The sequence below is a fragment of the Caballeronia sp. BR00000012568055 genome, assembly GCF_029439455.1.
Taxonomy (GTDB): domain Bacteria; phylum Pseudomonadota; class Gammaproteobacteria; order Burkholderiales; family Burkholderiaceae; genus Caballeronia.
Genome location: NZ_JAQFVG010000307.1, coordinates 42,220 through 56,264 on the forward strand (window position 1 = coordinate 42,220; position 14,045 = coordinate 56,264).

Genomic DNA, 14,045 nt, shown 5'->3' on the forward strand with positions numbered 1-14,045 from the left:
GCCATGATCAAGTTCTTCTCAAATAAACTTTGCGTGGCGCTGTCGGCGCTGATCCTGTTGAGCGCCTGTGCATCGGGTCCGAAGCAAGTGGATTACACCGCATTCCGCAATGCCAAGCCGCGTTCGATTCTCGTGTTGCCGCCGGTCAATCAGACGTCCGAAGTGAACGCAACGTACGGCATGCTCGCGCAGATGACCATGCCGCTCGCGGAAGCGGGTTATTACGTGGTGCCCGTCGCCGAAATGGACGAGACGTTCAAGCACAACGGTTTGACTACCCCGACGGACATTCAGAACGTTGCGCCAGCGAAGCTGCGCGAGATATTCGCAGCCGATGCCGCGCTGTACACGACGGTGACGGACTATGGTTCAAAGTTCGTCGTCGTCGGCAGCAAGACCAATGTCACCGCCAATACGAAATTGGTCGATCTGCGTTCCGGCAATGAATTGTGGAGCGGGTCGGCGACCGCCAACGGCAGCGAAGCGGGCGCCAACGTCGCAGTCGGAGGAGGAAGTCTGATCGGCGTGCTCGTGTCAGCGGCCGTCTCGCAAGTCGTCAACGCGTCGACCGACAAGTCTTACACGGTCGCCGCCCTGACGAGCCAGCGTTTGCTTTCTGCGGGAGGCGCGAACACTTTGCTCTACGGTCCGCGATCACCGAAGTACGGCACCGACTAACGCCGTCACGTCGCCGGGCACCGCGTCCGGCGACGCCTCACCCAATCACCGCCCCTCGCTTCTCCAGCAACTCCCGCAACACCGCCCGATGGCACCGCGCTTCATCCTCGCAATAGCATCCCACCGACAAATCCGCTGAATGCGATAACGCCGCCAGCAGATCCAACGTTCTGGACGCATCCGGCATCGCCATTTCGGCCTTGAACTTGCGCACGAAGTCGCGCCACTCCTTCTCGCTTTCCGCATGCAACGCCTGCGCGACCAACTCCGCAGACGGCGACAGATTCGGATACCACACGTCATAAAAATCGCGCGTAGCGAATTCAGCCTTCGGCACACCGCGCGGCGGCCGTCGCACCGTGCCAATCCGCAAACCCTCGTTCTGCACACGCGGCGATCCCAGCCGCACGATTCGTATCGCCATCATCGGTCTCCTTCGAATTTGAAAGCTGTCGTGGCTCCGTCGAGCGAAATATTGCTGCTTCCCGTATCGTGGCGGATTGTTCTCCGTCCGCTTACATCCGGAATCGCCGACGTGCCTCCCGAAGACCAAGACAATACCGCGCCCCGCAATCCCGATGCGCCGATGACCTCGCTCGAACGCCGCGGCATGGCGGCAATTCTCGTCGCCGTTTCGCTGGCGACGCTCGATACCGCTATCGCCAATACCGCGTTGCCGGCCATCGCCGCTGATCTGCATACGACGCCCGCCGCGTCGGTCTGGATCATCAACGCTTATCAGCTCGTGATGGTCGCCACGCTATTGCCGCTCGCAGCGCTCGGCGGCATTCTCGGCCATCGGCGCGTGTATCTCGCCGGACTGGCGCTGTTTATCGTCGCATCGGCGGCGTGCACGTTTTCGTGGTCATTGCCGACGCTGGTCGCCGCGCGCTTGCTGCAAGGGCTCGGCGCGAGCGCGATCATGAGCGTCAACGCCGCGCTCATCAGCGCGATATTTCCGCCGCATCGGCTTGGGCGTGGGTTGGGGTTGAATGCGCTCGTGGTCGGGATCGCGTTTGCGGTCGGGCCGACCGTCGCATCGGTCGTGTTGTCGCTCGGGAAGTGGCCGTGGCTGTTTGCGATCAATATTCCATTCGGCGTGTTCGCGCTGTCCGTCGCGTGGCCGTCGATACCGCAAACCAAGCGCAGCACGCATGGCTTCGATCGCATCGCGGCGGCGCTCAACGTCGTGATGTTCGCATCGCTGATCTTTGCGCTCGGCGAGGCGTCGCAGCGCGGACCGGCGCATATCGTGCTGCCGACGATCGGCGTTTCGATCATCGCCGGATTGCTGATGCTGCGACGCGAACGCGGCCATCCCGCGCCGATGCTGCCCGTCGATCTGTTCCGCCGCCCGATGTTCGCCTTATCGACGATGACCGCCGTTTGCTCGTTCGCCGCACAAGGTCTCGCGTTCGTGTCGCTGCCGTTTTTCTTCGAAAGCGTGCTCGGCCGCAGCCAGGTCGAAACCGGCTTTCTAATGACGCCGTGGTCCGCGCTCGTCGCATTGATGGCGCCGATCGCGGGGCGTTTGTCGGATCGATATGCGCCGGGTTTGCTCGGCGGCGTGGGATTGGCGGTGCTGTGCGCGGGCATGGTGTCGCTCGCGTTGTTGCCGGCGAATCCGCACGTGCTGAACATCTGCATCCGCATGGCGATTTGCGGCGCGGGCTTCGGCTTCTTTCAATCGCCGAATCTGAAGGCGTTCATGTCGAGCGCGCCGCGTGAACGCAGTGGCGGCGCAAGCGGCGTGATCGCGACGGCGCGGCTGATCGGGCAGGCGTCCGGCGCGGCGTTGGTCGCACTGTGCTTCAGCATCGCCGGGAAACATGGGCCGACGCTCGCGCTGGCGCTCGGTGCGGGTTTTGCGGGCGTGGCGAGTATCGCGAGCGGCTTGCGGCTCGTCACGCGCGATACGAATCGCGCCACGCCGGAGCGCATGGCGCGCGAATAACGACGCGAATGAGGCTCACATACGGCGCACTTTCACCTTGCGCCCTTTGAGCTTCCCGGCGCTCAGCTTGCGCACGGCGTCATCGGCGACGCTGCGTTCGACGGCCACGTACGTGACCATGTCCATTACGTTGATCTTGCCGATCTGCTCGCCCTTGAAACCTGCTTCGCCGGTCAGCGCGCCGAGCACATCGCCGGGACGGATTTTGTCTTTGCGGCCGCCGAGGATTTGAAGCGTCGCCATCGGCGGTTTGAGATGGCCCGGTTCCGCCGATGTCAGTTCATCGAGCGGATGCCATTCGACCTCGTAACCCTGCGCCTGCTCGATACCGCCGACGCGCCCCATCTCGTCCATGCTCGACAGCGACAGCGCCCAGCCTTCTTCGCCCGCGCGCCCGGTCCGCCCGATGCGATGCACGTGCACTTCCGGATCGGGCGTCACATCGACATTGATCACGGCTTCGAGTTGCGCGATGTCCAGTCCGCGCGCCGCCACATCGGTGGCGACCAGCACGGAGCAACTGCGATTCGCGAACTGCACGAGCACCTGATCGCGCTCGCGCTGTTCGAGTTCGCCATGCAGCGTGAGCGCTTCGAAACCCTGCGCGCGCAGCACATCGAGCAGATCGCGGCATTGATTCTTGGTGTTGCAGAACGCAAGCGTGCTGACCGGCCGATAGTGATCGAGCAGCAAGCCGACGGCATGCAGACGTTCGTTGTCATCGACCTGATAGAAACGCTGTTTGATCTTGGCGCTGCTGTGCTGCTCCTTGAGCTTGATCTCGCGCGGATTGCGCAAGAACTGCTGGCTCAATTTGACGATGCCTTCCGGATACGTCGCCGAGAACAACAGCGTCTGCCGGTCCTTGGGACAACGACGCGCGACCGATGCGATATCGTCGAAAAAGCCCATATCGAGCATGCGATCGGCTTCGTCGAGCACGAGCGTGCGCACGGAATCGAGCGACAGCGTTTCGCGATCGAGGTGATCCATGATGCGGCCCGGCGTGCCAACCGCGATATGCGCGCCGTGCTCGAGACTCGCGATTTGCGGGCGCATCGGCGTGCCGCCGCAGAGCGTCAGCACTTTCACGTTGTCTTCCGCGCGCGCGAGGCGGCGGATTTCCTGCGTGACCTGATCGGCGAGTTCGCGCGTCGGGCAGAGCACGAGCGCTTGCACGTCGAATCGGCTCAAATCGAGTTTGGCGAGCAGCGGCAAGGTGAACGCTGCCGTTTTTCCGCTGCCGGTTTTCGCCTGCGCGATCAGATCGTGGCCGGCGAGCGCGTGCGGCAGGCTCGCGGCCTGGATCGGCGTCATCGACAAATAGCCGAGTTGTTGCAGATTCGCCTGCATGGCGGGCGGCAGCGGCAGACTGCTGAAGGAGGTGTCGTTCGTGGTCATGGCGTTATTGCAGGCCGTACGGCTTGATATCGACGACCTGTTCGTAGCTGACTTCGCCATCGTCCGATTCGTGGCGCTCGACATAATTGCGCGCGCCGCACATCGGACAGCGGAACAGCAGGCCCTGGCCCTCGTTCTTGATAACGACGTCCGCGAGCGACCAATCGGCGCCGCAAGACTGGTTTCGGCAAGTAAACATGATGATTTGCGTGAGGATTCAAAGGCGAGAGTGTACGCGGGTCGGCGCGCGGGGATTGCCAAGTCCGCAAGAAATGCTAAACCGGGTCGTGCTACCTTGCTTTCGTCGTGATTCACCGGAGACGCCATGAGCGACAAACCCTACGAAGCGCGGCTCGCGCGCGTGATCGCGTATATCCACGATCACCTCGACGACGAGTTGAACCTCAATCGGCTGGCGGAGGTTGCGTGTTTGTCGCCGTATCACTGGCATCGGATTTATCACGGATTTTTCGGCGAGACGGCGGCGGCGACGGTGCGGCGGCTGCGGCTGCATCGCGCGGCCAATGAGCTGGTGCACGCGGATGGCGCGATCGAATCGATTGCGGCGCGAGCCGGTTACAGCAGCGTGCAGGCGTTTTCGCGGGCGTTTCAGGCGAGTTATCGGATGCCGCCGGGGCAATTTCGCAGCGCGGGCGGCGCGGCGGTTTATTCGCCGGAACCTTTACCTTCTGGAGGTGGCGTGATGCATAACATCGATATTCGCAGGCAGGACGGATTCACGGTTGCGGCCGTGGATCATCGCGGATCTTATATGGGGATTTCGCGGGCTTTCGAATCGCTTTATTCGTGGCTTGCTGTGCGCAATTTGATCGATCCACGTGCACGAATGGTCGGCGTTTATTTCGATGATCCGGATGCGGTCGCCGAAGACGATTTGCGGTCGATGGCTTGTGCTGAAGTGTTTTCGCCGAATGATGTGAAGTTCGAAACGCCGGTTAAGCGATTTGAAATCGCGGGCGGGGAGTTTGCGGTTTTGACGCACGTCGGGCCGTATGCACAGCTTTGTTTTGCTTATCAGTGGCTTTATGGGCAGTGGTTGCCTTCGTCCGGTCGCGAGCCGGGTGAGGCGCCGGTTTTTGAGGTTTATTTGAATAACCCGAGGGACACGGCGCCGGCGGAGTTGGTGACGGAGATTTGGTTGCCTTTGAAGGCGGCGGGTTAAATCGGGCGTCGCTTTTCAAATGAAAAAGCCCGTGATGTTTCAGCATCACGGGCTTCGATAAGGCTTGAGTCGAATCGCTCAACCCTCAAACATCAATATTCCCCGCCCGCAGCGCATTACTCTCGATAAACGCGCGACGCGGTTCCACATCATCGCCCATCAGCGTCGTGAAAATACCATCCGCCGCAATCGCGTCTTCGATCTGCACGCGCAGCAAACGCCGCACGGTCGGATCCATCGTGGTTTCCCAAAGCTGCCCCGGATTCATCTCGCCCAAGCCCTTATAACGCTGCTTCGACACATTACGTTCGGCATCCGCGATCAGCCACTTCATCGCGCTCTTGAAGTCGGTGACGGCCATCGAACGTTCGCCTCGCTTGATCAACGCACCATCGCCGATCAAACCCTTGAACGTATCCGCCGTCGATACGAGTTGCTTGTAGTCGGCGGTCAACTGAAGGTCTTCATCCAACACGGAAACCTTCACGTTGCCATGATGACGACGCTTGATATGCAGCGAGCGCAACTCACGAACCTGGTCATACGCCGGCTCGACCGTCACTTCCGGTTTTAGCGGATCAGCGCGCAGACGCTCTTGCAGCCGCTTGGCCGAATCGGCCGCCGCTTCTTCCGACGACAAATCGATCACCACGCCATCCATCACCGCTTCCAGCGAAGCCGCGTCATAAATACGACTCAGACGATCGACCACCGCCTGCGCCAGCAAATACGCCCGCGCGAGTTCGCCCAACGCATCGCCGGTAATGGCGTCCGCGCCTTCGCTCGGCAGCAACTCGGAGCCTTGCAACGCGAGCTTCAGCATATGCTGATTCAACTCGTGCGCGTCCTTCATATACCGCTCGTCCTTGCCCGCCTTGATCTTGTACAGCGGCGGCTGCGCGATATAGATAAACCCGCGCTCCACGATCTCCGGCATCTGCCGATAGAAGAACGTCAGCAGCAGCGTACGAATGTGCGCGCCGTCCACGTCAGCATCGGTCATGATGATGATGCGGTGATAGCGCAGCTTGTCGAGGTTGTAATCGTCCTTGCCGATACCGCAGCCCAGCGCCGTCACCAGCGTGACGATCTGCTCCGACGACAACAGCTTGTCGAAGCGCGCCTTCTCCACGTTGAGCACCTTGCCGCGCAAGGGCAAAATCGCCTGGAACTTGCGATCACGTCCCTGTTTGGCCGATCCACCCGCCGAGTCACCCTCGACGATATAAATCTCCGATTTCGCCGGATCTTTCTCCTGGCAATCCGCCAGCTTCCCCGGCAAACCAATGCCATCCAGCACGCCTTTACGACGCGTCATTTCACGCGCTTTACGCGCGGCGTCACGCGCACGCGCGGCATCGACGATCTTGCCAGTGATGATCTTGGCGTCGTTCGGCGTTTCCTGCAGATAATCTTCCAGCGCCTTCGCGACCACTTCTTCCACCGGCGCGCGCACTTCCGACGACACCAGCTTGTCCTTTGTCTGCGAGCTGAACTTCGGCTCCGGCACCTTCACCGACAGCACGCACGACAAGCCTTCGCGCATATCGTCGCCGGTGGTCTCGACCTTCGCCTTCTTCGCGATGTCGTTATCGACAATGTACTTGTTGATCACGCGCGTCATGGCCGCGCGCAGGCCGGTCAAATGCGTGCCGCCGTCGCGCTGCGGAATGTTGTTGGTGAAGCAGAGCACGCTTTCGTTGAAGCTGTCGTTCCATTGCATCGCCACTTCGACGGTCACGTTTTCGCGCTCGCCGACCGCGTGGAACACGTTCGGATGCAGCACTTGCTTCGCCTTGTTGATGTACTCGACGAAGCCCTTCACGCCACCCGCGAAGGCGAAATCGTCTTCCTTGCCGGTGCGCTGATCGGTCAAACGAATCCGCACGCCGTTGTTCAGGAAGGACAACTCGCGCATACGCTTGGCGAGAATGTCGTAGTGGAATTCGACATTGCCGAAGATGGTCGCGTCCGCCAGAAAATGCACTTCGGTGCCGCGATTTTCAGTGTCGCCAACCACAGGCATCGGCGACATTTGCACGCCGTTTTCTTCGACGATCTCGCGGTTCTGCACCACGCCGCGCGAGAATTCCATGAAGTGCTTCTTGCCATCGCGGCGCACGGTCAGACGCAGCCACTCCGACAGCGCGTTCACGCACGACACGCCCACGCCGTGCAGACCGCCCGACACCTTGTAGCTGTTTTGGTCGAACTTGCCGCCCGCGTGCAGTTCCGTCATCACGATTTCAGCGGCGCTGCGCTTCGGATCGTGCTTGTCGTCCATCTTCAGGCCGGTCGGCACGCCGCGACCGTTGTCGGTCACGGAAATGGAGTTGTCCGCGTGAATGACGACGTGGATATCGTCGCAATAGCCCGCCAGTGCTTCGTCGATGGAGTTGTCCAGCACTTCGAAAACGAGGTGATGCAGACCGGTGCCATCCGACGTATCGCCGATATACATGCCCGGCCGCTTGCGCACTGCTTCCAGCCCTTCGAGGATCTGAATGGACGATGCGCCATAGCTGTTGTCAGGCTTGTTGTCGGGTTGCGAATTTGTGTTTTCAGTCATGGATTTTTTCCGGTTCTGCGTCACTGCTTCGACGTTACTGCGCTGATGCTCGAAACTTTTCGAAACGCCTTAAAAACGCCAAAGGGGCTAGCCGCCCCTTGGAGTGTTCTCGATACTGAATGCGTCAGATGCGCATTGGCATCACCACGTACTTGAATTCCTCGTTCTCGGGAATAGTGATGAGCGCGCTGGAATTGGCATCGCCGAGGCTGACTTTGAGCGTGTCCACCTTCAGGTTCGCGAGCACGTCGAGCAGATACGTCACGTTAAAGCCGATATCCACGGAGTCGCCCTGATACGCGATTTCGAGTTCTTCCTGCGCCTCTTCCTGATCCGCGTTCGTGGACATGATCTTGAGCTGGCCCGGTTCGACCAGGCATCGCACGCCCTTGAATTTGTCGGACGTCAGAATGGCCGCGCGCTGAAGCGAGCGCTGCAATTCTTCGCGGCCGATGTCGAACGTGTTCTTGTGCGACTTCGGAATCACGCGCTGGAAGTCCGGGAACTTGCCCTCGACCAGCTTCGACACGAGTTCGACCTGACCGAACGTGAACTTCACCTGCGTCGCCGCGATGTCGATCTTCAGCGAGTCGTCGATATCTTCGAGCAGGCGTTGAAGTTCCAAAATGGTCTTGCGCGGGATGATCACTTCCTGACGCGCGAACGAACCTTCGATTTTCATCGACGAGAACGCGAGACGGTGGCCGTCTGTGGCGACTGCCATCAACTGATCGCCGTCCACCACCAGCAGCATGCCGTTCAGGTAGTAGCGAATGTCCTGCTGCGCCATCGCGAAATAGACCATGCCGAGCAACTGGCGGAAGGTCTTCTGGGGAACCGAGAGGCTCGCGCCGAAGTCAGTAGCCTGATTGACGGTAGGAAATTCGTCGGCGGCGAGCGTTTGCAGCGCGAAGCGGCTTTTGCCGGAACGCACCGTGAGACGCTTGTCCGACAGATCCAGCGCGACGTCGCCCGGTGGCATGGCGCGCAGGATGTCCAGCAGCTTGCGCGCGGCGACCGTGGTGGCGACCTGGTCGCTGCCCACGCCGAAGTCGGCGCGCGTGGTGATCTGGAGTTCGAGATCCGTCGAGAGGAACGACACGTCGGCACCGTTCTTGGTGATGAGCAAATTGGCGAGGATCGGCAACGTATGGCGGCGTTCTACGATACCGCTCACGGTTTGCAGCGGCCTTAGAAGATTATCTCGTTCGGTCTTGACCAGTTGCATAGAGTTCCTTCGTTGATGTGACGGCCTGTCCGCCGGTTCGCCACCGCTCTTTCATCGAACCGTATTGCCGGACAACCTCGTAGCACGCGTTGCCGGCCCCCCGCCGGTCACTCGCGAAAGCTTGGCGCCAGCCGCCCAGGCCGTGGGCGGCCAAAACCTATATTGTGCCTCAAAACGCCACGGGTTCCGAAAAAATGGGGGCGTTTTTGCCGATTAACAGGCCCGCGCGCGCAATAATCGACTCGATTTGGCGTCAGCCCTTCAGCGTCTGTTCGAGAACGTGCAGCTCGTGGTTGAGTTGCGCGTCGGTGCCGCGCTCCGCGGCGATCTTGCGCACCGCGTGAAGCACCGTGGTGTGATCGCGTCCGCCGAACAGTTCGCCGATTTCGGGCAGGCTCTTTTGCGTCAGTTCCTTGGCCAGATACATCGCGATCTGGCGCGGGCGCGCAATGTTAGCCGGCCTCTTTTTCGAATACATGTCGGCGACCTTGATGTTGTAGAAGTCGGCGACAGTCTTCTGAATATTCTCGACGGAGATCTGGCGGTTCTGCACCGTCAGCAGATCCTTCAGCGCTTCCTTGGTCAGTTCGATGGTGATATCGCGGCCATGGAACTTCGAATACGCGAGGATCTTGCGCAACGCGCCTTCGAGTTCGCGCACGTTCGAACGCAGATGCTTGGCGACGAAGAACGCCACATCCTCCGACAGACTCACGCCCTCCGACGACGCCTTGCGCATCAGAATGGCCACGCGCATTTCCAGTTCGGGCGGCTCGATCGCCACCGTCAGACCGGAGTCGAAACGCGAGATCAGCCGGTCGTCGATACCGGAGATTTCCTTCGGATACGTATCACTGGTGATGATCACCTGCGCCTTGTTCGCGACCAGCGCTTCGAACGCGTAGAAGAACTCTTCCTGCGTGCGCGACTTGCCCGAGAAGAACTGAATATCGTCGATAAGCAGCAGATCGAGCGAATGGTAATAGCGCTTGAAGTCGTCGAACGCCTTGCGCTGATACGCCTTCACCACGTCCGACACGTACTGTTCCGCGTGGATATAGCGGATGCGCGCGCCGGCCTTGTCCATCAACAATTGATTGCCGATGGCGTGGATCAAGTGTGTCTTGCCGAGGCCCACGCCGCCGTACAGAAACAGCGGGTTGTACGAGATGCCCGGATTGTCGGCGACCTGAATCGCGGCCGCGCGGGCGAGCTGATTCGCCTTACCGGTGACGAAATTGTCGAACGTCAGCACGGGATTCAGCTTCGAGCGCTCGTAGGCGGAATCGGTTTCGCCGCCCGTCGATGGCGCGTTGCCCGGTCTCCACGTGCGGCGGCCAGCGGCGGCTTCCTGCGCGTCGAGGCTCGGGAGGTCGAGATCGGCCTGATCGTCCTGCAATGACTGAGCGGCCTGCTGCGCGGCTTCGGCGGCGAGCGCGTTGATATGCGCGGTGGCGTTCGCATGCGCGACGACCGTCGGCGGCTGCGGCTGAGCAGCGGCAGGCGTCGGCACACGCGGCGCAGCCGCAGCGGGCGCGCTCGGACGCGGAGCGGCAGCCGGACCGCCGCCAATCGCGTTGCGCGCGGTCGCCTTCGGGTCGAGCACGAACTGCACGTCGATCGATGCGCCGAAAAACTCGCGCGCCACATCGGCGATACGGCCCGAGAACTGGCTCTTCACCCAGTCGAGCTTGAAGCGATTGGGAGCAGCGATGCGCAGGGTGTTCGCGTCGGCATCGAAGTCGACCGGGGTCAGCGGCTTGATCCACGTGACGAACTGCTGCGGCGTCAGTTCACGCTCCAGCAGTGCGGAACAGTGTTCCCAGAAATCGTTCATCGAATGCGGTCGTTTTGGTTGCTCCGCGCATCTGCGGGCCGTGCTTGCCGAACGTTCGTCTATTCGCGGCAAGTCCCGGCACAGCCAAGCAGACCCGCTTCGGAGGCTTACGCCGCAAGGGTTTGCGGGCGGACGGCGGGCCGAAGCAGGAGGCGGATATTTGGGAGTAAGGCGAGATTCTAACGCCAAAACCGGGGCGCGCGCGAGTTATCCACAGGGCCATATCAGCGCGATTTTTTGTCGCCGGTGCAGTCTCGAGGCGGCTCGATCGGCCGAACGAACACGCTAAAGTATTGACGGTCAATAGGAAAACGGTTTAAATAGCGGGTTCCGCGAAAACAGAATTCCTGAGCCTCCGGCCATCGTGCTTGCAGTGACCCCACTGGAGCCTAGCCCGCGCGGTCATTTAACACTCAAGTGAGAGCACCATGAAACGTACTTACCAACCTTCCGTTACCCGCCGCAAGCGCACCCACGGTTTCCGCGTTCGCATGAAGACCGCTGGCGGCCGCAAGGTCATCAACGCTCGTCGCGCGAAGGGCCGCAAGCGCCTGGCAGTCTGAGTTTTGCCGATGGCAGCTCGCGGTCGGCATCATGTGTCAGCGGGCCGCTCATGCGCCGCACAGAAGTCTTGATGAAGGACATCGTTCAGTTGCCGGCGCAGGCCGCGTTCCCCAAGGCCGCAAGGCTGCTGAAAACGGATGAGTTCTCATCCGTTTTTCGTTTGCGCCCCTGGCGACGCTCGCCGCATTTCGTCCTGTACGGCAAGCCCACGGGAAACGAAGCGCGGCTCGGCCTGGTTATCGGCAAGAAGCAGGCGCCGCGCGCGGTCACCCGCAATCTGATCAAGCGGCTTGCGCGCGAAGCTTTCCGGCTGCGCCGCGAGCAGTTGAACGGTTTCGATATCCTTGTGCGGCTGCACGCGAAAATCGACCGTAAAGCCATGCCGAGTGCGAAGTCTCCGGCGCTCGGCACGCTGATCAGCGGCGAACTGGACTATTTGTTCGACCGCGCCGTGCGAGAAGCTGCACGCAGAGCGGCCGAAAGCAAAGCCGAAATTGTGGCGGAGCCGCCCAGTGCGCCCGCCGTCGATGTCACACCCGGCCCTTCCGGGCCATGAAGCGCGGGATGCGCCTGATTCGTCCTCCACGGCGCGTCAGGCATGCGGCGCGAAGCTTATGCAAACGGCACTTATCGCGTTGTTGCGCTTCTACAAGGTTGCAGTGAGCCCTCTGCTCGGCGACCGGTGCCGCTTTTATCCCTCCTGTTCCGACTACGCGCGCGAAGCAATCCAGTATCATGGCGCCGCGCGTGGCACGTATCTCGCCGTCAAGCGAGTGTGCCGCTGCCATCCGCTCTCCGCGGGCGGCGTCGATCTCGTGCCGCCTCCCAACGAACACACCTCGCGCCCGGCTGACGTTTCCGGGCAAGACAAGTTTTCAAAACCAAACGGCGCAGAAGCGCTTTCCGATCGACACTGAGACAACGCATGGATATCAAACGCACCGTCCTATGGGTCATCTTCTTCGTGTCAGTGGTCATGCTGTTCGACAACTGGCAACGCGACCACGGGCGCCCGTCGATGTTCTTCCCGAGCGCGACGCAGCCGGCCAAGACGGCCGCCAACCCGGCACCCGGAACCGCAGCTTCCGGCGCACAGCCGTCCGAATTGCCGAATGCGCCTGCCGGCGCGGCCGCACCGGGCACGACGACTCCGCCCGCCACGGCGCAGGCGCAACTCGTCAAATTCACCACCGACGTCTACTCGGGTGAAATCGATACGCGCGGCGGCACGCTCTCGAAGCTCGAACTGATGAAGGAAGGCGACGGCAAGCAGCCGAACCTCTACATCACGCTGTTCGATCACACCGCGAACCACACGTACCTTGCGCGCACCGGCCTGCTCGGCGGCGATTTCCCGAATCACAACGACATCTTCACGCCGATTCCCGGCCAGACGTCGCTGTCGGGCGATGCCAAGACGCTGACGCTCGCGTTCGAATCGCCGGTGAAGGGTGGCGTGAAGGTCATCAAGACCTACACGTTCACGCGCGGCAGCTACGTGATCAATGTCGATACGAAGATCGAGAACGTCGGCAGCACGCCGGTCACGCCGAAGCTCTATATGGAACTGGTGCGGGACAACACGCCGGTGGAAACGCCGCGCTTCTCGCACACGTTCATCGGGCCGGCTGTCTATACGGAAGCCAAGCACTTCCAGAAGATCGATTTCTCGGACATCGACAAGAACAAGGCTACGTTCGAACCTTCTGCCGATAACGGCTGGATCGCGATGGTGCAGCATTACTTCGCGTCGGCGTGGATTCCGCAGGCCGGCGTCAAGCGCGATATCTACGTGCAGAAGATCGATCCGGATCTGTATCGCGTGGGCGTGCAGCAACCAGTGCAGACCATCGCGCCGGGGCAAACCGTAACGGTCGATGCGCGTCTGTTCGCCGGTCCCGAAGAAGAGCGCATGCTCGAAGGCATCGCGCCGGGTCTGGAACTGGTGAAGGACTACGGCATGGTGACGATCATCGCCAAGCCGCTGTTCTGGCTGCTGGAGAAGATTCACAGCTACGTCGGCAACTGGGGCTGGGCGATCGTGCTGCTGACGCTGCTGATCAAGGCCGTGTTCTTCCCGCTGTCCGCCGCGAGCTACAAGTCGATGGCGCGCATGAAGGAAATCACGCCGCGCATGCAGCAGATTCGCGAACGCTACAAGAGCGATCCGCAGAAGATGAACGCGGAGCTGATGGGTCTGTACAAGACCGAGAAGGTGAATCCGTTCGGTGGCTGTCTGCCGGTGGTGATTCAGATTCCGGTGTTCATCTCGCTGTATTGGGTGCTGCTGTCGTCGGTGGAAATGCGCGGCGCACCGTGGATCGGCTGGATTCACGATCTGTCGCAGCAAGACCCGTATTTCATCTTGCCGGTGCTGATGGCCGTGTCGATGTTCCTGCAGACGCGCCTGAACCCGACGCCGCCGGACCCTGTTCAGGCCAAGATGATGATGTTCATGCCGATTGCTTTCTCGGTCATGTTCTTCTTCTTCCCGGCTGGTCTGGTGCTGTACTACGTGGTGAATAACGTGCTGTCGATCGCGCAGCAGTATTACATTACGCGGATGATGGGTAAGAACAGGAAGAAGGCGGCTTGAGGTTGCTTGCTTCCAATTGAATGTGAAAACGCCCG

13 protein-coding genes are annotated in these 14,045 nt (G+C 60.9%); 7 read left to right on the plus strand and 6 right to left on the minus strand.

All coding sequences use genetic code 11. From position 1 onward, the window contains the following. Positions 1-3 precede the first annotated feature (3 nt). On the plus strand, positions 4-678 hold the full coding sequence (locus P7F28_RS21320; protein WP_277186656.1) for a DUF799 domain-containing protein: 675 nt from the start codon (positions 4-6) through the stop codon (positions 676-678). A gap of 37 nt (positions 679-715) precedes the next feature. Here P7F28_RS21320 and P7F28_RS21325 read toward each other — a convergent pair whose 3' ends face one another. Then, positions 716-1,102, minus strand: coding sequence for a DUF488 domain-containing protein (locus P7F28_RS21325; protein WP_277186766.1), 387 nt, complete (start codon positions 1,100-1,102; stop codon positions 716-718). 162 nt (positions 1,103-1,264) lie between these two features. Between P7F28_RS21325 and P7F28_RS21330 the strand changes: the two genes are divergently transcribed. Beyond that, complete coding sequence (locus tag P7F28_RS21330) at positions 1,265-2,632, plus strand: MFS transporter (protein WP_277186767.1); 1,368 nt, start codon at positions 1,265-1,267, stop codon at positions 2,630-2,632. Between the two features lie 15 nt (positions 2,633-2,647). Here P7F28_RS21330 and dbpA read toward each other — a convergent pair whose 3' ends face one another. Both dbpA and P7F28_RS21340 read right to left on the minus strand, forming a co-directional pair. Beyond that, positions 2,648-4,033, minus strand: a complete 1,386-nt coding sequence (dbpA, locus tag P7F28_RS21335; RefSeq protein ID WP_277186657.1) for an ATP-dependent RNA helicase DbpA — start codon at positions 4,031-4,033, stop codon at positions 2,648-2,650. Between the two features lie 4 nt (positions 4,034-4,037). After that, complete coding sequence (locus P7F28_RS21340; RefSeq protein ID WP_277186658.1) at positions 4,038-4,232, minus strand: hypothetical protein; 195 nt, start codon at positions 4,230-4,232, stop codon at positions 4,038-4,040. 126 nt (positions 4,233-4,358) lie between these two features. On the opposite strand from P7F28_RS21340, the gene P7F28_RS21345 reads away from it, so the two are divergent. Then, entirely contained in the window at positions 4,359-5,216 is an 858-nt protein-coding gene (locus P7F28_RS21345; RefSeq protein ID WP_277186660.1) for a GyrI-like domain-containing protein, read from the plus strand. An 85-nt stretch (positions 5,217-5,301) separates the two neighbouring features. Here P7F28_RS21345 and gyrB read toward each other — a convergent pair whose 3' ends face one another. The 3 genes from gyrB to dnaA form a co-directional block, all read right to left on the minus strand. Then, entirely contained in the window at positions 5,302-7,785 is a 2,484-nt protein-coding gene (gyrB, locus tag P7F28_RS21350) for a DNA topoisomerase (ATP-hydrolyzing) subunit B (RefSeq protein ID WP_277186661.1), read from the minus strand. Between the two features lie 124 nt (positions 7,786-7,909). After that, positions 7,910-9,013 carry a DNA polymerase III subunit beta gene (gene dnaN, locus P7F28_RS21355; protein WP_277186662.1) on the minus strand — a complete coding sequence of 368 codons (1,104 nt, stop codon included), beginning with the start codon at positions 9,011-9,013 and terminating at the stop codon, positions 7,910-7,912. Between the two features lie 253 nt (positions 9,014-9,266). Next, a complete protein-coding gene (dnaA, locus tag P7F28_RS21360) occupies positions 9,267-10,850 on the minus strand; it encodes a chromosomal replication initiator protein DnaA (protein ID WP_277186663.1) in 1,584 nt (527 codons plus the stop codon). Between the two features lie 428 nt (positions 10,851-11,278). Here dnaA and rpmH point away from each other — a divergent pair, with 428 nt between their 5' ends. The 4 genes from rpmH (at position 11,279) to yidC (ending at position 14,010) form a co-directional block, all read left to right on the plus strand. After that, on the plus strand, positions 11,279-11,413 hold the full coding sequence (gene rpmH, locus P7F28_RS21365) for a 50S ribosomal protein L34 (RefSeq protein WP_006998755.1): 135 nt from the start codon (positions 11,279-11,281) through the stop codon (positions 11,411-11,413). A gap of 71 nt (positions 11,414-11,484) precedes the next feature. After that, complete coding sequence (rnpA, locus tag P7F28_RS21370) at positions 11,485-11,970, plus strand: ribonuclease P protein component (RefSeq protein ID WP_277186665.1); 486 nt, start codon at positions 11,485-11,487, stop codon at positions 11,968-11,970. A gap of 58 nt (positions 11,971-12,028) precedes the next feature. Continuing rightward, positions 12,029-12,331 carry a membrane protein insertion efficiency factor YidD gene (gene yidD / locus P7F28_RS21375; protein WP_277186666.1) on the plus strand — a complete coding sequence of 101 codons (303 nt, stop codon included), beginning with the start codon at positions 12,029-12,031 and terminating at the stop codon, positions 12,329-12,331. A gap of 8 nt (positions 12,332-12,339) precedes the next feature. Continuing rightward, the gene (gene yidC, locus P7F28_RS21380) at positions 12,340-14,010 is read left to right on the plus strand and encodes a membrane protein insertase YidC (protein ID WP_277186667.1); all 1,671 of its coding nucleotides are present in this window, start codon (positions 12,340-12,342) and stop codon (positions 14,008-14,010) included. Positions 14,011-14,045: the final 35 nt, after the last annotated feature.

What these genes read in the sequence shown, in the direction of transcription:
- P7F28_RS21340 (WP_277186658.1), bottom strand. Translation starts at nt 4,232, where the DNA reads ATGTTTACTTGCCGAAACCAGTCTTGCGGCGCCGATTGGTCGCTCGCG.
- P7F28_RS21320 (WP_277186656.1), top strand. Translation starts at nt 4, where the DNA reads ATGATCAAGTTCTTCTCAAATAAACTTTGCGTGGCGCTGTCGGCGCTG.
- dbpA (WP_277186657.1), bottom strand. Translation starts at nt 4,033, where the DNA reads ATGACCACGAACGACACCTCCTTCAGCAGTCTGCCGCTGCCGCCCGCC.
- P7F28_RS21325 (WP_277186766.1), bottom strand. Translation starts at nt 1,102, where the DNA reads ATGGCGATACGAATCGTGCGGCTGGGATCGCCGCGTGTGCAGAACGAG.
- yidD (WP_277186666.1), top strand. Translation starts at nt 12,029, where the DNA reads ATGCAAACGGCACTTATCGCGTTGTTGCGCTTCTACAAGGTTGCAGTG.
- dnaA (WP_277186663.1), bottom strand. Translation starts at nt 10,850, where the DNA reads ATGAACGATTTCTGGGAACACTGTTCCGCACTGCTGGAGCGTGAACTG.
- rpmH (WP_006998755.1), top strand. Translation starts at nt 11,279, where the DNA reads ATGAAACGTACTTACCAACCTTCCGTTACCCGCCGCAAGCGCACCCAC.
- dnaN (WP_277186662.1), bottom strand. Translation starts at nt 9,013, where the DNA reads ATGCAACTGGTCAAGACCGAACGAGATAATCTTCTAAGGCCGCTGCAA.
- gyrB (WP_277186661.1), bottom strand. Translation starts at nt 7,785, where the DNA reads ATGACTGAAAACACAAATTCGCAACCCGACAACAAGCCTGACAACAGC.
- rnpA (WP_277186665.1), top strand. Translation starts at nt 11,485, where the DNA reads ATGAAGGACATCGTTCAGTTGCCGGCGCAGGCCGCGTTCCCCAAGGCC.
- P7F28_RS21345 (WP_277186660.1), top strand. Translation starts at nt 4,359, where the DNA reads ATGAGCGACAAACCCTACGAAGCGCGGCTCGCGCGCGTGATCGCGTAT.
- P7F28_RS21330 (WP_277186767.1), top strand. Translation starts at nt 1,265, where the DNA reads ATGACCTCGCTCGAACGCCGCGGCATGGCGGCAATTCTCGTCGCCGTT.
- yidC (WP_277186667.1), top strand. Translation starts at nt 12,340, where the DNA reads ATGGATATCAAACGCACCGTCCTATGGGTCATCTTCTTCGTGTCAGTG.